This window comes from Pseudomonas sp. BIGb0164, from assembly GCF_024810135.1.
Taxonomy (GTDB): domain Bacteria; phylum Pseudomonadota; class Gammaproteobacteria; order Pseudomonadales; family Pseudomonadaceae; genus Aquipseudomonas.
On the sequence record NZ_JANUEA010000001.1, the window covers coordinates 327,254 to 344,939 of the forward strand.

At 60.4% G+C, this 17,686-nt stretch carries 15 protein-coding genes and 1 pseudogene; 10 read left to right on the forward strand and 6 right to left on the reverse strand.

The annotated features are described in order from the left end of the window. The first annotated feature begins 32 nt into the window (after positions 1-32). Genes M2394_RS30375 through M2394_RS01305 form a run of 5 tightly spaced genes read left to right on the forward strand, consistent with a single transcriptional unit; the run spans position 33 to position 5,317 of the window. Positions 33-2,033 carry an aminotransferase class I/II-fold pyridoxal phosphate-dependent enzyme gene (locus M2394_RS30375; RefSeq protein ID WP_178921223.1) on the forward strand — a complete coding sequence of 667 codons (2,001 nt, stop codon included), beginning with the start codon at positions 33-35 and terminating at the stop codon, positions 2,031-2,033. Between the two features lie 24 nt (positions 2,034-2,057). Beyond that, a complete protein-coding gene (locus tag M2394_RS01290; protein ID WP_178921221.1) occupies positions 2,058-2,912 on the forward strand; it encodes a transporter substrate-binding domain-containing protein in 855 nt (284 codons plus the stop codon). Beyond that, positions 2,912-3,616 carry an ABC transporter permease gene (locus tag M2394_RS01295; protein ID WP_178921219.1) on the forward strand — a complete coding sequence of 235 codons (705 nt, stop codon included), beginning with the start codon at positions 2,912-2,914 and terminating at the stop codon, positions 3,614-3,616. The genes M2394_RS01290 and M2394_RS01295 overlap by 1 nt, the downstream gene beginning before the upstream one ends. Before the next feature lie 7 nt (positions 3,617-3,623). Beyond that, positions 3,624-4,322, forward strand: a complete 699-nt coding sequence (locus M2394_RS01300) for an ABC transporter permease (RefSeq protein WP_178921217.1) — start codon at positions 3,624-3,626, stop codon at positions 4,320-4,322. After that, positions 4,319-5,317 (forward strand): DMT family transporter, encoded by a 999-nt coding sequence (locus tag M2394_RS01305; protein ID WP_259171352.1) that lies wholly within the window; start codon positions 4,319-4,321, stop codon positions 5,315-5,317. Before M2394_RS01300 ends, M2394_RS01305 begins: the two co-directional genes overlap by 4 nt. Here the strand turns inward: M2394_RS01305 and M2394_RS01310 are convergent. Next, positions 5,273-5,812 (reverse strand): annotated as a pseudogene (locus M2394_RS01310) (TetR/AcrR family transcriptional regulator); the annotation flags it as partial. The gene M2394_RS01305 and the pseudogene M2394_RS01310 overlap by 45 nt on opposite strands. A 91-nt stretch (positions 5,813-5,903) precedes the next feature. Here M2394_RS01310 and M2394_RS01315 point away from each other — a divergent pair. Beyond that, entirely contained in the window at positions 5,904-6,902 is a 999-nt protein-coding gene (locus M2394_RS01315) for a succinylglutamate desuccinylase/aspartoacylase family protein (protein ID WP_259171353.1), read from the forward strand. An 82-nt stretch (positions 6,903-6,984) separates the two neighbouring features. Continuing rightward, complete coding sequence (locus M2394_RS01320; RefSeq protein ID WP_259171354.1) at positions 6,985-9,402, forward strand: KAP family NTPase; 2,418 nt, start codon at positions 6,985-6,987, stop codon at positions 9,400-9,402. 78 nt (positions 9,403-9,480) lie between these two features. Here the strand turns inward: M2394_RS01320 and M2394_RS01325 are convergent, their stop codons facing one another. Then, complete coding sequence (locus M2394_RS01325; RefSeq protein WP_259171355.1) at positions 9,481-10,269, reverse strand: aldolase; 789 nt, start codon at positions 10,267-10,269, stop codon at positions 9,481-9,483. Between the two features lie 2 nt (positions 10,270-10,271). After that, on the reverse strand, positions 10,272-10,976 hold the full coding sequence (locus M2394_RS01330; RefSeq protein WP_259171356.1) for a haloacid dehalogenase type II: 705 nt from the start codon (positions 10,974-10,976) through the stop codon (positions 10,272-10,274). Between the two features lie 114 nt (positions 10,977-11,090). Between M2394_RS01330 and M2394_RS01335 the strand changes: the two genes are divergently transcribed. After that, entirely contained in the window at positions 11,091-11,972 is an 882-nt protein-coding gene (locus M2394_RS01335) for a LysR family transcriptional regulator (protein WP_259171357.1), read from the forward strand. On the opposite strand, the gene M2394_RS01340 is transcribed toward M2394_RS01335, so the two are convergent. Genes M2394_RS01340 through M2394_RS01350 form a run of 3 tightly spaced genes read right to left on the reverse strand, consistent with a single transcriptional unit; the run spans position 11,922 to position 14,876 of the window. Continuing rightward, a complete protein-coding gene (locus M2394_RS01340; RefSeq protein WP_259171358.1) occupies positions 11,922-13,175 on the reverse strand; it encodes an EAL domain-containing protein in 1,254 nt (417 codons plus the stop codon). The two genes, M2394_RS01335 and M2394_RS01340, sit on opposite strands and share 51 nt — an antisense overlap. Beyond that, on the reverse strand, positions 13,168-13,545 hold the full coding sequence (locus M2394_RS01345; RefSeq protein ID WP_259171359.1) for a response regulator: 378 nt from the start codon (positions 13,543-13,545) through the stop codon (positions 13,168-13,170). Before M2394_RS01345 ends, M2394_RS01340 begins: the two co-directional genes overlap by 8 nt. Then, positions 13,530-14,876 (reverse strand): HAMP domain-containing sensor histidine kinase, encoded by a 1,347-nt coding sequence (locus M2394_RS01350; RefSeq protein WP_259171360.1) that lies wholly within the window; start codon positions 14,874-14,876, stop codon positions 13,530-13,532. The genes M2394_RS01345 and M2394_RS01350 overlap by 16 nt, the downstream gene beginning before the upstream one ends. 297 nt (positions 14,877-15,173) lie before the next feature. Here M2394_RS01350 and M2394_RS01355 point away from each other — a divergent pair, with 297 nt between their 5' ends. Next, positions 15,174-16,706 (forward strand): sugar ABC transporter ATP-binding protein, encoded by a 1,533-nt coding sequence (locus M2394_RS01355; RefSeq protein WP_259171361.1) that lies wholly within the window; start codon positions 15,174-15,176, stop codon positions 16,704-16,706. Then, the gene (locus M2394_RS01360; RefSeq protein ID WP_176998280.1) at positions 16,699-17,676 is read left to right on the forward strand and encodes an ABC transporter permease subunit; all 978 of its coding nucleotides are present in this window, start codon (positions 16,699-16,701) and stop codon (positions 17,674-17,676) included. The genes M2394_RS01355 and M2394_RS01360 overlap by 8 nt, the downstream gene beginning before the upstream one ends. The last annotated feature ends 10 nt before the right edge of the window (positions 17,677-17,686 follow it).

Below are 17,686 nucleotides of genomic sequence, written 5' to 3' on the forward strand. Positions count from 1 at the left end.
GCGCTTTTTCTTCTTGAACGAGAGGCTCTGGCATGCGGTTTTCCCCCTTCGTTGAGCGAATTGCAGGGCAGGGCGTTGCCGCCTGGGACATTCACCACGCCGCGTTCCACGCCGCCAGCCAGGGCGAAGACATCATCATCCTCAGCGTCGGCGATCCCGATTTTGCCACGCCTTCGTTCATCACCGACGCGGCCGTCAGCGCACTGCGCGACGGCGACACCCACTACACCGAAATCCCCGGCCGTACGTCCTTGCGCGATGCCGTGGCACGGCGCTACAGCCAGACGCTGGGCCGCTCATTGGCGGCCGATAATGTGATCATCGTGCCCGGCGCCCAGAATGCATTGTTCATCAGCTCGCTGTGCCTGTTGCAGGCCGGGGATGAAGTGCTGGTACTCGACCCGATGTATGTCACCTACGAAGCCACGCTCAAGGCCAGTGGCGCAACCCTGGTGCGCGTGCCGTGCTCGCCGGAGTCGGGGTTTCGCCTGGACCCGCTGGCACTCGCCGCTGCAATCACCCCGCGCACCCGGGCGATCTTCTTTTCCAACCCGAACAACCCCACCGGCGTGGTGCTCAACCCCCAGGAACTGCAAGTGATTGCCGACCTGGCCATCGCCCATGACCTGTGGGTGGTGGTGGATGAGGTCTACGAAAGCCTGGTGTTCGACGGCCAATACCACAGCCTCGCCGCGCTGGCTGGCATGGAAGAGCGCTGCATCGTGATCGGCAGCCTGTCCAAGTCCCACGCGATGACCGGCTGGCGTATCGGCTGGATCATCGCCGCGCCGCCGATGGTCGCCCATGCCGAAACCCTGGTGCTGAGCATGCTCTATGGCCTGCCCGGGTTTGTGATGGAAGCCGCTGCGGCCGCCGTGCTGGCCCATGATGAAGTGACCGTCGGCATGCGCGAGATCTATCGCCGCCGACGTGACCTGGTGGTAGCCGGCCTGAGTGCTTGCCCGGGGATCAAGGTGCAGGCGCCCCAGGCCGGCATGTTTGTGCTGGTGGATGTGCGCGGCACGGGCTTGAGTTCGCTGGATTTTGCCTGGCGATTGTTCCGCGAGGCCGGGGTCTCGGTGCTCGATGCGGCGGCCTTTGGTGAACCTGCCCAAGGCTTTGTGCGGCTGTCGTTCACCCTGGGCGATGAGCGCCTGGCCGAGGCGTGCCAGCGCATTGCGGGCTTTGTCGGCCGACTGGCGGGCGAGCCACGGATCGCGCCGGCGCCCGTCGCAAAGATTGAAGTGGTGCAACCGGCCGAGGTCAAAAAGATGATCGAGGTGGTCGATCTGCATAAGCGCTTCGGCAATATCGAAGTGCTCAAGGGCATTTCCCTGACCGCAAACGAAGGCGATGTGATTTCCCTGATCGGCGCCAGTGGCTCGGGCAAAAGCACCTTGCTGCGCTGCATCAACATGCTCGAAGTGCCCGACCAGGGCAGCATTCACGTAGACGGTGAGAGCATCAAGCTCAACTACGGCCGCCCCGGCGCACCGCTGGTGGCGGATGCCAAGCAACTGGTGCGCATCCGCTCGACCCTGGGCATGGTGTTCCAGAACTTCAACCTGTGGCCCCATCGCACTGTGCTCGAAAACCTGATCGAGGCGCCCACCCAGGTGCTGCGCGAAAGCCGGGCCGAAGCCATCGAGCGCGCCGAAGCCTTGCTCGACCGCGTGGGGCTGGCCGCCAAGCGCAATGAATACCCGGCGTTTCTCTCCGGCGGGCAGCAGCAGCGGGTGGCGATTGCCCGTGCGCTGGCGATGCGCCCCAAAGTCATGCTGTTCGACGAACCCACTTCAGCCCTCGACCCGGAACTGGTGGGCGAAGTGTTGCGCGTTATCCGCTCCCTGGCCGAAGAAGGCCGCACCATGATCCTGGTCACCCATGAAATGGCCTTCGCCCGGGATGTGTCGTCCAAAGTGGCTTTTCTGCACCAAGGCATGATCGAGGAAACCGGCTCGCCGGACTCGGTGTTTATCGACCCACGCAGTGAGCGTTGCCGGCAGTTCGTCAACGCGCATCAAACTCGCTAACTCCATAAAAAGACGGGGCAACTCATGAAATGCAAACGCATGGCAACGTGGTTGGGCAGTGCAGTGTTGATGTTGGCCGCAGGTTTTACCTGGGCTGCGGAAAAACCCATTGTGTTCGCGGTGGCGGCCGAACCTTACCCGCCGTTCACGGTAAAAGGCGGCAATGGCCAGTGGTCGGGGTTTGAAGTAGACCTGATCCACAAGCTGTGCGAGGGCATGAAAGCCGAGTGCCAGATCAAGGAAGTGGCCTGGGACGGTATTATCCCGTCACTGCTGGCCAAAAAGATCGACGTGATTTTCTCCTCGATGTCGGTGACCGACGAGCGCGAAAAACAGATCGCCTTCAGCCGCGCCTATTACGACTCGCTGCTGGGCGTGGCAGGGCCCAAGGGCGCCACCGTGGACATCACGCCTGAAGGCCTGAAGGGCAAGTTGATCGGCGTGCAGATCTCCACGGTCAGCGCCAACTACCTGAAGAAGTACTACGAGAACATCGCCGACCTGAAGTACTACGACACCCAGGAGTCGGCCAACGCCGACCTGATCGCCGGGCGCATCGACTACATGATGGCCGATGACACCGCCATCGCCATGATGGTCAAGACCCCGGAAGCCAGCGGCCTGGCCCACATCGCCAGCGTGCCCTACGACCCGATCATCGGCCGTGGCGTCGGTGCCGGCTTGCGCAAGGAAGACACCGCGCTCAAGGCGCGCCTGGACAAGGCCATCGGCGAGCTGCTGGTGAGCAAGGACTATGACGACCTGTCCCAGCACTACTTCGGCCTGTCGGTCAGCCCGTGTAAACGCACTGATACCCCGGCGTTTGTCAGCAAGACTTGTGACAGCCCTTACCAACAAATCGCCCAGAAGAGCGAATAATGTTCGACCTTTTAAGCTTCGGCGAACAAGGGTGGGGTAACGCGCTGCTCAAGGGGTTATGGATGACCCTGCAAATCTCCGCCGGCGCCTTTGCCGTGGGGTTGCTGATCGGGCTGGTGGTGGCGTGCGCCAAACTCAGCGCCCCACGCCCGATTGCAATGCTGATGCGCGGCTACACCACGGTGTTTCGGGCGGTGCCGGAACTGCTGCTGATCCTGCTGCTGTATTACGCCGGCGCCATGGGCCTGAATGCGTTGATTGTCAGTCTGGGCTTCGAGCAGTTGAATATCAGCGGGCCGCTGGTGGCGATCCTGGTGTTGGGGTTGGTGCAGGGCGCGTATGCCTCGGAGATTTTCCGCGCGGCGATCCTGGCCATTCCCCATGGCCAGATCGAAGCGGCGCGGGCCTTTGGCTTGAGCGGCTTTGGCCTGTTCCGTCGGGTGACGTTGCCGATCATGGCGCCTTACGCCTTGGCGGGCATGTCTAACCTGTGGATCAACCTGATCAAGGACAGTGCCCTGATCAGCGTGGTCGGCACCAACGAGTTGCTCTACACCGCCAAGCAGGCGGCGGGTTCCACCCGCCAATACCTGCTGTTCTACCTCACGGCCGCCGCCTTGTATTACCTGGTGACGCTGGCTTCCAACTACCTGTCCGGGCGCCTGGAGCGACGTATTCGTCGCTGGATGCCGGTTGTCGAGTGAGGGGCCCATGCCTGAGTGGATAAGTTACTACGCGGGGTTGATCGCCAAAGGCTTGCAGACCACCTTGTCGCTACTGGTGATGTCGGCGGTGCTCGGCTTTGCCCTGGCGGTGCTGGTGGCACTGGCGCGCTTGTCGCGGCGCAAGTGGCTGGCCCGCAGTGCGCTGGCCTACACCAGCGTGCTGCGGGGCACACCGTTGCTGATCCAGATCTACATCTTCTATTACGGCCTGGGCAGTCTGTTCGCCCAGTTCCCGATGATTCGCGGCAGCTTCCTGTGGCCGTTCCTGCGCGACGGCTACTGGTACATCGTGTTTGCCCTGGTGCTGTCGGTGGGCGCCTATGTGGGGGAGGTGATTCGCGGTGGCCTGCTGGCAGTGCCCAAGGGTGAGATGGAAGCCGCCTCGGCTTTCGGCATGACGCCACGCCAGGCCTTGCTGCGGGTGCGCCTGCCACGGGCGATGCGCTTGTTGCTGCCGACCTTGGCCGGTGAAACGGTGATGCTGCTCAAATCCACTGCGCTGGCGTCGACGATTGCCGTGGTGGACCTGCTCGGCGCGGCGAACGTGGTGCGTGCGCAGACCCTGCAGATCTATCAACCGCTGCTGCTGGTGGCCGGGGTGTACCTGTGCCTGACGTTCCTGATCGAAGGCGTCTACGCCATCGCCGAACGGCGCGGCACGCCGCTGCGCAGGTCGGCAGGATGACCAAGGACCGCTCGCTGCAAGGGATTGCCCTGTGCTCCCTGGCCTACGCGTTCCTGGCGTTGCAGGACGCGGTGATCAAGTGGCTGGTGGCCGATTATTCGGTGTTCACCATCCTGTTCTGGCGCAGCCTGGTGGTGGTTGCCGCCTGTGTGATCGCCGGGCGCCTGGGCTTGCTGCGGCGGGCCTGGACCTCGGTCAGCCGTAAATTGCTGGTCGTGCGTGGCTTGCTGTCGTTGCTGGCGTGGTTGCTGTATTACACCGCCGCCAAGGACCTGACCCTGGCGGAAATGACCACCTTGTATTTCTCGGCGCCGATCATGGTCACCTTGCTGGCAGCGCTGATTCTCAAGGAGCGCGCCAGTCGCGGCCAGTGGATCTCGCTGATCATTGGCTTTGTCGGCGTAATGATCGCCTGTCGCCCAAGCAACATGGTCGACCCGCTGCCGATTGCCCTGACCTTGGCCGCTGCCCTTTGCTGGGCGTTCACGTACATCCAATTGCGCCAGGTCGACCCGACCACCTCGGTGCTGGAGCAGATGCTGATCACCAACGTCGTCTTCGTGATCTGCATGGCGGTGACCTTGCCCTGGACCCACACCCCAGCGCCCACACCGTCCTGGCTGGGCATGCTCGCGGCGGGGTTGGTCGGCGGTATCGGCCAGTTCCTGTTGTTTGCCAGCTTCCGGCGCGCCACGGCAACCTTACTGGCACCGTTCGAATACACCGGGCTTATCTGGGCGTTTCTGTTGTCGAGCCTGGTCTGGGGCACCTCGATGGACGCCTCGCTAATCATCGGCGCGGTCTTGATCGCGGTCAGCGGCACCCTGGCCATGCTCAGTGCGCGCCACCCGGAATCACAAGACGTGGTCGGCGCCGAATGCTCCGTGACGCAGCCCCTGTACCCAGCAGCGGCAGATGTGCAGCCCGTTAGCGGGGCTGAAGGTGCCGGGGTTGAGACACCCCTCGAGCCAGAGCCCGTCGAGCATCGCCGATAGGCCGATGGCGGCCAAGTGGCTGTCGTGGATGACCAACTGCTCGGCGCGGGCCAGGTCGTCGAGCAGTTGCTGGATCAACGCCAGGTAGGCGCGGTAGCTGTTTTCGTGGGACTGGTTCACGTGAGGCGAGTGACGGATCAGGCTCCAGAACACCACCCACACGCCGAGCAGGTCCGGGTCCATCACCCGAGGTGAAAAGGATGCGCTGAGAAACGCATCCAGGCGCGCGGCGGCGCCTTCGACCTGTTCCACTTGCTCCCAGAGCGCGGTGGTCAGCTCGTTGGCCAGCTTGTGGTAGGTCTCGGCGATCAGCGCATCGATGCTGCCGAAATGGTGGTTGAGCAAGCCCACCGACACCCCGGCTTCGGCGGCGATACGCCGTACGGAAATGCCCGCGTGGCCATCGCGGCCGAGGCTGGTGAGGGTGGCGGCAATCAGCAGGTCCCGGCGTTCGTCGGGGTCGGCACGGCGCAATTTGGGAGGGACGACGGTCACGGGAATGCCCTTGAAGAAACACCAGAGTGCCAAAGGTTAGTTGAACATCTGTTCAATCTCTAGCGTTTAAATCATCAGAGGAGGGCAAGGCATGGCAAAAGACCTTTCGTGGCAGGTGACCGGTGACGCCGGCAACCCGTTGCACATCGGCGCCTGGCGGTTCGAAGGCGACGACAGCGGGCCCCGGGTGCACCTGCAAGCGGGCGTGCATGCCGATGAAATCGCTGGGATGCTGGTGCTGCACCAGTTACTGCCACGCTTGCAGGCTTGCCAGAACCAGGGCCGTCTGCGCGGGACCGTGACGGTGGTGCCCCAGGCCAACCCGTTTGGCATCAGCCAGTTTCGCCAGGGCAAATTGCTCGGGCGTTTTCACGAGGCCACCGGGCAGAATTTCAACCGTGGCTTCGACCATTCGCTGGCCCAGGCACGCCCCGCCAACACCCTCGCACAGTGGCAAAAAAGCCTGGTGCAATTGGCGCAGGACGCCGACCTGGTGCTGGACCTGCACACCGACGATGAAGCGCTGCCGTACCTGTATATCCACCGCAGCTTCTGGCCGGAACACGGCCTGGCGCTGGCGGCGGCATTGCGCGCTGAGGTGGTGATCGTGTGGGATGAAGGCGGCGACGGCGCGTTTGAAGAAGCCATCATCCACCACGGCTCGCCGCGCTTGGCGGCCACTGTCGAGTTGCGCGGCCAGGCGGATGTCAGCGACGCGCTGGCCAAGCAGGACGCTGATGGAATCTGGGCGTGGTTGTGCATCAATGGTGTGATTGATGAAGTGGCAGTCATCAACGAATGGCAGGGCGATGCGATAGACATGGGTTGCATGGAGACCGTTTTGGCGCCCTGTGCCGGTGTGCTGGTGTTTGAGATTGGCCTGGGTGATTACGTCGAGGAGGGCCAGCGCTTTGCCCGTATCATCGGACGCCCTGGCGACCCGGCTTCCGAAGTCGCGTTGCATGCCGAGCAAACCGGACGCATGGTCACCGGCCACCGTGAACGCCTGGTGGCCCAGGGCGCGGTGGTCGCAAAGTTCACCGGAACGCGGTTATCCGAGGGCTACAACGGCGGGCCCCTTGACCCTTAACGACAGCTGGTAGCTACTTGCCATCATTGGAGGCGCGCGATAGGGTGATGGCTTGTTAGAGGTCACCCTCAGAAGGGAATCGATGCAATTTCAGGGATTTTTTATGTTAGGCAGCTGTTTTAGTTATTTTCTTTACGCATTCAGTTTTTTCTTTAATTTTGTCGAGGAACTAATATTTTTGGTTCATTTCCTGTTGCTTGGGTATCTGGATATTTTTGTTCTAAAGAACAAACTTACTTATCCCATCCAAAGTGAAGGCGGTTTCGATGCGCCTGCTTTAATTCAGGATCAGGATGACCTGAATCGCTGGGGACTCGCTAAATCAGTATTAAGAGCCATCGACACGACGCCCGATGCATGGTCCATAAGAATTGCGCTGTATGGTAAGTGGGGCACAGGGAAAACCAGTGTGCTCAATTTCATAGAGCAACAAATAAAAACGAGAGAGAAGCAGCGCGCCAAGAGCAACAGTGGTTCTAAAATAATTGTTGTGCGCTTCTCCGCTTGGAATGTTTCAGCGCCGGACGAAGTTGTTTTTCGCTTCTATCACGAACTCGCTGCGCGAGTGCGCTTACAAGGGAATTTATTGTTTTATGCTTTTCGCCAAGTTAAGCGGTTGCTTCATAAGCTGCTTAAAGCGATAAGCTCATTTGCGGAAGCGTTGGCTGGTTTTTTTAGTTCGCCGTTGGAGCCTATCTCTTCGGGTACAATCTCGGTAATGCGTAGCGCTGTTAATCAGGCCGTGACCTGGACGGCAATAGATAAAAAAGACTTGGCCAGGCTACAGCATGAACTCAATGGATACAGGGTGGTTGTGTTCATTGATGACCTTGATAGAGCTGACCCTGCAGTGATACCTAAAACAATGCTTGCTCTAAGAGAGCTGCTTGATTGGCCAAAATTTGCATTTGTACTTGCTTTTGATCTCGAGGTGGTCTCTTCAGCCCTCAGTAACTATTCGCCTATATTCGGTAGAGATGCTCGGCGTTTCCTAGAAAAAATCATTGATGTCCAGATGGTTGTACCTGAGCCCACAGAAGCAGAGATGGTCGCGATGGGGCGACGTCTTTTGGCGGACTGTGCTGATTTTATTCCTCCACAAGCCATTGAGCATGCGCTTGAGTGGCTGCCGCGCAATCCTCGCCTGGTAAAGGTAATAGTCCGAGATTTAGGCTTGCTTAGAAATGTCGGTAAGCGCCATAAAGACAGCGAGCTCAATTGGAAGGCAATTATCCTTCATACAATCCTAAAGCACGAAGCTCCAAAAACAATGTTGGAGGTTTATCCATCGTTGCTCGGAAATGATCAGGTCGTTCGTGAAAAAAATACCGCAGGAGGGGCGTCGGACGCAATAAAACACGCAGTGTCGCTTTCATTGGAAAAGAATGCCTCGGAGGACAGTGTTCCATTCAAAGCGCTTTTTGAAAAAGTGGTGGCACTGCAAAGCTTGCGTAAACTTGAAAGCCAGCAGCACATCCGCTATGAAATGGATCTATTGATTAAAGAACCGAGTTTCACGCTGTTAGAGTTTGAAGCGGCCTTAGAGGCGTGGCTGGTAAGTAAAAAAGGTTCTTGTGTATCGGAAATAATAAAAAGTGGTTGCGATGCTGGGCATGAGCGTGCGCCTGATATTGCAAAGAGAATGCTCGTTGTGACAATGATGCGCCTCGTTGAAGAGGCTGCTCTTGCTGCGAATGAAGAGGATCGTATTGCTTATGATCGGCAAATCATACGCGCAACAGCCTATATGGACTTTCTAAATTATTTATTCGTGTCGTGCGAACAGCCTGATTTAAAGCGTGTCGTTTCTGATTTTTCTGTTTGGCGTCAACTCAGCTTGGCCGCAGCCAATATGCATCGATTCGAGAAACACCTTGAGAACGATGAGTTAATTTGTCGGGCTGAGTCATTGTTGTATTCACAGGCGTTGATTTGCAACTCTCCTGTTGAGGTCATGAACTACTCAGTGGTCAATTTTCGAGAAGCTGAATCGAAGAGCTATTATTTTGCGCCTCGAACAATAACGATGTATGAGCGTGTGGCCGTTGATATGTCAAATGAGGCGGTTGCGGATATTATACGATGTTTCTATGTTTCAGGCGGAATCGCTGAAGCCTATAAAGGTGCTGAGCACGTCAATCAAATGAGGCGCCTACGCCTAATAAAACTGAGTTCGCCGCTTTACACCGAGCAAGGCTTGGAAAAAACTGTAGAAGCGTTTCATACTGGTGTAGATGATTACGTTGAGAGAATAATTTTTGCGGATAATATCATTGTTTTTTTGGAAGGCTTGATGGACTTGTCTAGGACGTGCGAGTTTAGCGAAGAGGAACATTTAAAACATGTTATCTCCGTCGTTGTTCCACCTGCTTGGCAAGCAATCCTGGCAGGACGTTCAAATAATCGGCGGCCTAAATATTTACTCAAAAAACAGGAAGACTTTGTTTTAGGCGGGTTTAACGTAGATTGGATGCCGCTTACAGCCGAACAACCTGAATAGAGCCAAAAGGGGAAGAGTATCCCTACAAACCCCTACGCCAATCTTGTGTATGTGCTAACACGCCCAGCCAACGAAAAGTCAGATATCAAAGCACGAACCCAACCGCTTCAACTGACGCATCCCACTGTCCAAATGCGCCCTGGCACTCGCCGGGTCGCCTTCACGCATTTGCGCATAGGCTTGTTGAGCCACAGCCGGGTCAATCGGCAGCAAGGGTTGCCCACTGGCCATGGCTTTCAACTGCACCTCGGCTGCACGCTCCAGGTAGTACAGGTCGTCCCAGGCTTCGGCGATATTCGGCGCAGCCACCATCACCCCATGGTTTTTCAGGAACAGGATATCGGCGTTGCCGAGCGCTTGGGCGATCCGCAGCCCCTCGCGGTTGTCCAGGGCCAGGCCGTTGTAGTGCTCATCCACCGCCGTACGCCCGTAGAATTTCAACGCGGTCTGCCCCAGCCACAGCAGCGGTGGGCCTTGCAGCAGGCACAGCGCGGTCGCATTGGGCATATGGGTATGGAACGCCGCCTTGATGCGCGGCTGCTGCTGGTGCAGTTGGGCGTGGATGTAGAACGCAGTGGCTTCCGGCGTACCGTCGCCATCGATCACGTTGCCGGCGAAATCACATACCAGCAATTGCGACGCGGTGATTTCCTCGAAGGCATAGCCGAACGGGTTGACGAAGAACAAACCGTCATGCCCCGGCACCGTGGCCGAAAAGTGATTGCAGATACCTTCTTCCAGGCCATGCAGCGCCGCCAATTGCAGGCAGGCGGCGAGTTCCACCCGGGCTTCGATGGCGGCAATCGTGTCGAGGTTGAAGCGCCCGGCGCGGGGGCCGAGCGATGTGGGTGTAAAGGTGTGGGCCATGGTTACCACCCCAGGGACTTGAACAGCTCGGGCACGCCGTCGAGGGTCGACAGGGTTGCGTCCGGCGTGTAGTCGGCGAGCAGCTGGCGGCCGGTACCACGGTCGATCCACACGCACCGAAAGCCGATATCCCGTGCGGCAGCGTGGTCCAGGTGCGGGCTGGCGCAGATGTGCACCACCTGGTCGAGGCTCACCCCGAGTTGCGCATGGGCATGGTCGAACAAGCGGCGATCCGGCTTATAGGCCCCTGCCTGCTGCGCGGTGATCACCCGGTCGATATGCCCACCCAGTTGCGCGACATTGCCCGCAATCACGTCATCGTCGGTATTGGAGACGATGCAGAGTTTGTAACCCTGCTGCTTTAACTGATTCAGTGTGCCCAGCACCTCGGGGAACGGCGGCATGGCGCCGATGCTGTCGGTCAGGATGGCTGCATCGTCAGGGCTGGCGCTCAGGCCTAGCTCTTTGAGCGCCAACTGCAATCCCAGCCCGGCCAGGGTGCGGAAGCTGCGATGGGGTGGCGTTTGTTCCAGGGCGTGTTCGTGGTGGTCGTAGACGCTGATCAGTGTCTCGCGGTCCACCTGGTGGTCACCCTTGGCATCGAGAATACGGTCGACAGCGGCGCGCAGGCCTTCATCCCATTGGATCAACGTGCCGTAGCAGTCAAAGGTCAGCCAGAGCGGGCGAGGGGAGTGTTCGAGCGGCATGGGGTCACCTGTGGGGTCGTGAGCGATACAGACAGCATAGAAACCCTGGCTGTCAGTTGGAAATTAAATTAACCTCTGCATCACATTTGTATAGTCGATATGAAGGCCGTCGCCATGTTTGATCTGGAACTGCTGCAAACCCTGGTCTGTGTCGTGGACGAAGGCAGCTTCACCCGCGCCGCCGAGCGGGTGCATCGCACCCAGTCCACGGTCAGCCAACAGATCCGCAAGCTGGAAGAAAATGTTGGCCAGGTGTTGCTGGTGCGTGACCGTTCCGGTCAGCAAGTCAGCCCCACCGAGCACGGCGAATTGCTGACCCATTACGCCCGCCGCCTGCTGAACCTGTCCCGCGAGGCCCGGGATGCGTTGAACACCGAAACCCACGTGGTGCCCGTGCGCCTGGGCGTACCGGAAGACTTCGACGCCACGCGCATGGCCTCGATGCTGTCCGGTTTCGTGCGCGCCCGGCCCGAAGCGCGATTGGAAACGGTCAGCGGCATGAGTACCGATCTGCGTCGGCAACTGGACGCCGGCGAAATTGACGTCGCCCTGATCAAACGCGAAGCCGGCAGCGGCGAGTGCCATGGCAGTTGGCCGGAGTCGCTGGTGTGGGTATGTGGCCAGCATCAGGACCTGCAGGTCGAAACCCTGCCATTGGCGCTGTTCCCCCAAGGCTGCATTTATCGACAGCGCGCCATCCGCACCCTGGACAAGGCACGACGCAGTTGGCGCGTGGCGTTTGGCAGCCATAGCCTCACGGGTATCCAGGCGGCGGTATCGTCTGGCTTGGGAGTCAGTATCCTGCCCACCAGCGCGGTATTGCCCAGCCACCGCATTTGCACGGAGTTGCCGCCGGTGCCGGCCTCGGAACTGGCGTTGATCAGCAGCGCAGAGCGCTTGAGTGCCACCCACCGCAGCTTGATCGACTGCCTGCGCGAGGAGCTGTCACGCGCCCCGAGTGGTCAGCAGCAAGCGTTCCAGCTCGGGCACCGGTAAAGGCCGGCTGAACAGGTAGCCCTGGACCTGGTCACACCCGGCCTCTTTCAGGAACGCCAGCTGCGCCGGGGTTTCCACGCCTTCGGCCACGGCGCGCAGGTTGAGGCTGTGGGCCAACTCGATGATCGTGCGGGCAATGGCAGCGTCCTGGGGGTTGGTGGTGACTTCGCGGATGAAGGCGATATCGATCTTCAGGGTGTCCAGGGGAAAACGTCGCAGGTACGCCAGGCTGGAATAGCCGGTGCCAAAATCATCGATGGCAATTTTCACGCCCATGTCGCGCAGGCGCTGCAGGCTGCTGATGGTGTGCTGGATATTTTCCATCAAGGAGCTTTCGGTGAGTTCCACTTCCAGCCACTGGGGCGCCACGCCGGCGTCGGCCAGGCACTGGCGGATATCGGCTATCAGGTCGCCTTCGATCAATTGCTGGCCGGACACGTTCACCGACACCTCAATGGCCCCGATGGCGCCGCGTTGCCAGGTTGCGATCTGCTGGCAGGTGTGTTCGATCACCCAGCGGCCCACGGCAACGATCAGGCCCAGTTGCTCCAGGATCGGCACGAACACTGCAGGCGACACCGCGCCATACCCAGGCCGCTCCCAACGCAACAAGGCTTCCAGGCCGCACACCTGGCCGTCGGCCACTGTTCGTTTGGGTTGGTAGTGCAGCTGGAACTCACCGGCGGTGACGGCCTGGCGCAAGGCGTTTTCCAGGTCCAACCGTGCCAGGTCGTGCACGTTCATCTTCGCGGTTTCGCTGCCGCGCTCGCGCAGTTGCTGTTCGAGCATCAGGCTGTGGGTTTTCAGTTGATCGCCATAGGTTTTCAGGCGCAGCAGGTTGCGCACGCGCAGCCACAGCTCCACACGCTCCACGGGTTTGCTGATGAACTCTTCGGCGCCGGTCTGCAGGCCGCTCAGTCGCGCGCTGGGTTCACTCAGCGCCGAGAGCATGATGATCGGGATATTCGCCGTGGCCGGGTCGTTCTTGAGATGGTTGGCCACTTCGTAGCCGTCCATGCCCGGCATCATGATGTCCAGCAGGATCAGGTCCGGGGGCTGCTCGGCCACCAGGGCCAGGGCCTCTTCGCCGCTGGCAACGCTGTGGGTGTGGTAGCCCTCGTATTGCAGCAGGGTCTCCAGCAGTTTGCGCACCTGAAGTTCATCATCGACGATCAGCAACGTTGCCATGGCGGGTTCATCCAAGGGGTGGGGAGGGCAACAGCGTGTCGATCACCTGATACAGCGCCTTGTAGCGCAGCGGCTTGATCACATAGGCATCGCAACCGGCCAGGCAGGTCTTCTCGCGGTCTTCCTTCATGGCCATTGCGGTCAGTGCGATCACCGGGATATGTGCCGTGAGCGGGTCTTTTTTAAGCAGCGCCGTGGCGGCCAGACCGTCCATGCCCGGCAACTGGATGTCCATCAGGATCAGCGCCGGTTGCTGTTCCCGGGCCAGGGTCAGCCCGGTTTCGGCATCGGCGGCCCACAGCACGCTATGGCCGGCATTCACCAGCAGCAAGCGGGCCAGGCGCATATTGGCTTCGTTGTCTTCCACGATCAGGATGCAGGCCATGGTGCCTCCGACTCCAAGGCACGGTGCAGCGGCAGCCACACCACAAAGCGTGCGCCCAGGCCTTCGCGGCTGGCCACTGCGACACTGCCGCCATGCAGCTCGGTGAGCTGCTTGACCATCGCCAGGCCCAGCCCGGTGCCTTCGAATTTGCGCGCCAGGCTGCTGTCGATCTGGCTGAACGCCTGGAACAACTTGCCCATGTCGTCCTGCGCGATGCCCAGGCCCGTGTCGCTCACGCTCAATTCGAGAAACACTTGTTGCGCACTGGGGGGCAGTTCAAATCCGTGCACGGGCCAATCACCGCGAATGCGGCCCACCTGCTCACGGCTGACTTCACGCACCGCCAGGGTCACACAACTGCCGTGCTCACTGAACTTCACCGCATTGGCCAGCAGGTTGTAGACGATCTGCTTGGTCTTGCGCAGGTCCAGTTGCAGCAGGCCCAAGTCATCGGGGCTGTCGAGTTTCAACTGGATACGCTGCAACGCGGCTTTCTCCCGCACGATCAACAGGCTGTTGGCCAACAGCCCGGCCAGGTCCACGGTTTCCAGCTCCAGGCCCATCATGCCGGCCTCGACCTTGGACAGGTCGAGGATGTCGTTGATCAGCGCCAGCAAGTGCTGGCCGCTGGTGAAAATGTCGCCGATGTATTCGCGCTGGGTGTCGCTCATCTCGCCCACCAGGCCATCCTTGAGGGCTTCGGAAAAACCGATCACCGCGTTCAACGGGGTGCGCAGCTCGTGGGACATCGTGGCCAGGAACTCCGACTTCATGTGGCTGGCGTGTTCCAGTTCCAGGTTCTTTTCCTCCAGCGCCCGTTCAAAGCCTTTGCGCTCGACTTCTTCCTGCTTGCGGGCGGTGTTGTCGGTGCCGATCAACAGGTAGCCGATGATCGTGTCATGCCGGTTGCGCAGGGCCGTCACCGACACCATGGCCGACAGGCGACTGCCGTCCTTGCGGATGTACGTCAGCTCGTAGATGTCCTCGATACCCCGCGAAGCCTTGAACACCAGCGCTTCGAAGCCCGGTGTGATCGGTGTGTCCAGTTCCTGGCTGAGGGCGGCTGCGCGGGTGATCAGCTCGGCCGGGTCGGAGATGTCGGCCGGGGTGATGCGGTTGACCACGTCGGCGGCGGCATAACCGAGCATGCGTTCGGCGCCGACATTGAAGATCTGGATCACCCCTTTTTCATCGGTGGCGATGCTGGAGAAATAGGCGCTGTTGAAGATGGCGTCTTGCAGGGCGCCGGTCTTGAGCAGGGTTTTCTGACGTTTGAACTCGACGATCTTTTCGGCGCGTGATTGCGGCGGGTCGGTGGGGCGTGTGTCCATCGCGGCGATGTTCCGTGGTATCAGGCCCGCCATCGTCAACGGCGATGGCGCAGAGCATGCTCACAGAAGATCGCCACAGGGCGACGAGGAGGAGATGAGGTTTCTGAACCTTAGCAGAGTTTATGGCGTTTTGATGGCGGTCACCCCCGGGGGATGACAGAGATTTCATCCAATTGAACGAGGTGAAACGTTTAATCAAGCGATAAACGGCATACGCAAGCGCTTGCGCAACAAAATGTATCTGGCTTAGAGTCGGCAGCACTCGACAACAAAAATAATAAAACCAGGAGCTCATTCATGAGCCTTGAACCCTTGCTTGAAATGCAGGGCATCAGCAAAACCTTCAACGGTGTGCGGGTGCTCAAGTCAGTCGGCCTGAAAGTCTACCCCGGCGAAATCCACGCCTTGATGGGGGAGAACGGTGCCGGCAAATCCACGCTGATGAAAATCCTTTCCGGCGCCTACCAGGCTGACCCCGGTGGTCAGATCTGCATCGACGGCCAGCCCGTCGCCACCTTCGACCCCGCCAGCGCCAAGACCCACGGCATCGCCGTCATCTACCAGGAGCTGAGCCTGTGCCCCAACCTCAGCGTGGCCGAGAACATCTACCTGGGCCGTGAACTGCGCCGTGGCTGGACCATCGATCGCAAAGGCATGCAGGCCGGTTGTGTGGACGTGCTGCACCGCCTGGGCGCCGAATTCAAACCGTCGACGCCGGTCAGCAGCCTGTCGATCGCCGAGCGCCAACTGGTGGAAATCGCCCGCGCGTTGCACGGCCACGCCAGGATCCTGGTGATGGACGAACCCACCACGCCGCTGTCCTCCCGCGAAACCGACCGCCTGTTTGCGCTGATCAAGCAACTGCGCAGCCAGGGCCTGGCGATCATCTATATCAGCCATCGCATGGCCGAAATCTACGAGTTGTCCGACCGCGTCTCGGTGCTGCGCGACGGCCAGTACATTGGCGAGTTGACCCGCGATGTGCTGTCGGCCGAAGTGCTGGTGAAAATGATGGTGGGGCGCGACCTGTCCGGCTTCTACAAGAAGGAACACGCCGCGTACAACCCCGGCGACGTGGTGATGCGCGTGCGCGACATGGCGGACGGCAAGCGTGTGCGCCACTGCAGTTTTGACCTGCACGCCGGCGAAGTGCTGGGCATCGCCGGTTTGGTCGGGGCAGGGCGCACGGAACTGGCGCGCTTGATCTTCGCCGCCGACCCGCGCACCAGCGGCACCCTGGAAGTGGTGGGCAAGACGGTCACTCAATTGCGCACCCCGGCCGACGCCATCCGCGCCGGCGTGGTGTACCTCACCGAAGACCGCAAGGCCCAGGGCCTGTTCCTGGACATGAGCGTGGCCGACAACATCAACGTCTGCGCCTGTGTGCCGGATGCCCATGCCGGTGGCGTGCTCGACCGCAAGCACGCGTCGCAGCGCTCCAAGGATGCGATCCAGTCACTGTCGATTCGCGTGGCCTCGGGCAAGGTCAACGTCGGCGCCTTGTCGGGCGGCAACCAGCAAAAGGTGCTGTTGGCGCGCTTGCTGGAGGTCAAGCCTCATGTGTTGATCCTCGACGAGCCCACCCGTGGCGTGGACATCGGTTCCAAATCCGAGATCTACCGCATCATCAATCAACTGGCGCTGGCCGGCGTGGGCATCGTGGTGATCTCCAGCGAGCTGCCGGAAATCATCGGCACCTGCGACCGCGTGCTGGTGATGCGTGAAGGCCAGCTGGTGGCCGAAGTCGGCGGGGCATCGGGCCACGCCATTTCCCAGGAACGCATTATTGACCTCGCCACCGGTGGCGATCAGGTGGTTGCCCATGGCTGAGTTGAACATTGCTCCAACAGGTAAGGCAGAACGCGCACGTGAACTGATGCGCACAGTGGGCATGTTGCCGGTGCTGGTCCTGTTGCTGGTGGGGTTCGCCCTGGCCAGCGAGAACTTCATGACCGTGCAGAACCTGTCGATCATCACCCAGCAGGCCTCGGTCAATGTGGTGCTGGCGGCGGGCATGACCTTTGTGATCCTCACGGCGGGGATCGACCTGTCCGTGGGGGCGATCCTGGCGGCCTCTGCCGTGGTGGCGTTGCAGGTGTCGCTGTCGCCGCAGTTCGGCATGTTCGGGATTGCGGCCGGTATCGGCTTCGGCCTGTTGCTGGGCCTGGTCAATGGCGGGCTGATCGCGTTCATGCGCCTGCCACCGTTTATTGTCACCCTGGGTGCACTGACTGCCATGCGCGGCCTGGCTCGCCTGCTGGCCGATGACAAGACCGTGTTCAACCCCGACCTGCCGTTTGCCTTTATCGGCAACGACTCGATCCTTGGCGTGCCGTGGCTGGTGGTCATTGCCGTGGCGGTGGTGGTGCTGTCGTGGTTCATTCTGCGCCGCACCGTGATGGGCGTGCAGATCTACTCGGTGGGCGGTAACCCGGAAGCGGCGCGGCTGTCGGGGATCAAGGTGTGGAAAGTGCTGCTGTTCGTCTACGCCATGTCCGGCGCCCTGGCCGGGCTGGGCGCGGTGATGAGCGCCTCGCGCCTGTTCGCCGCCAATGGCCTGCAACTGGGCCAGTCCTATGAGCTGGATGCGATTGCTGCGGTCATCCTCGGCGGCACCAGTTTTACCGGTGGCGTCGGCACCATCGGCGGCACGCTGATCGGCGCCCTGATCATCGCGGTGCTCACCAACGGCCTGGTGCTGCTGGGGGTGTCGGACATCTGGCAGTACATCATCAAGGGCATCGTGATCATTGGCGCGGTGGCGCTGGATCGGTATCGCCAGTCCGGTGCGCGGACCTGAATTGACTCCC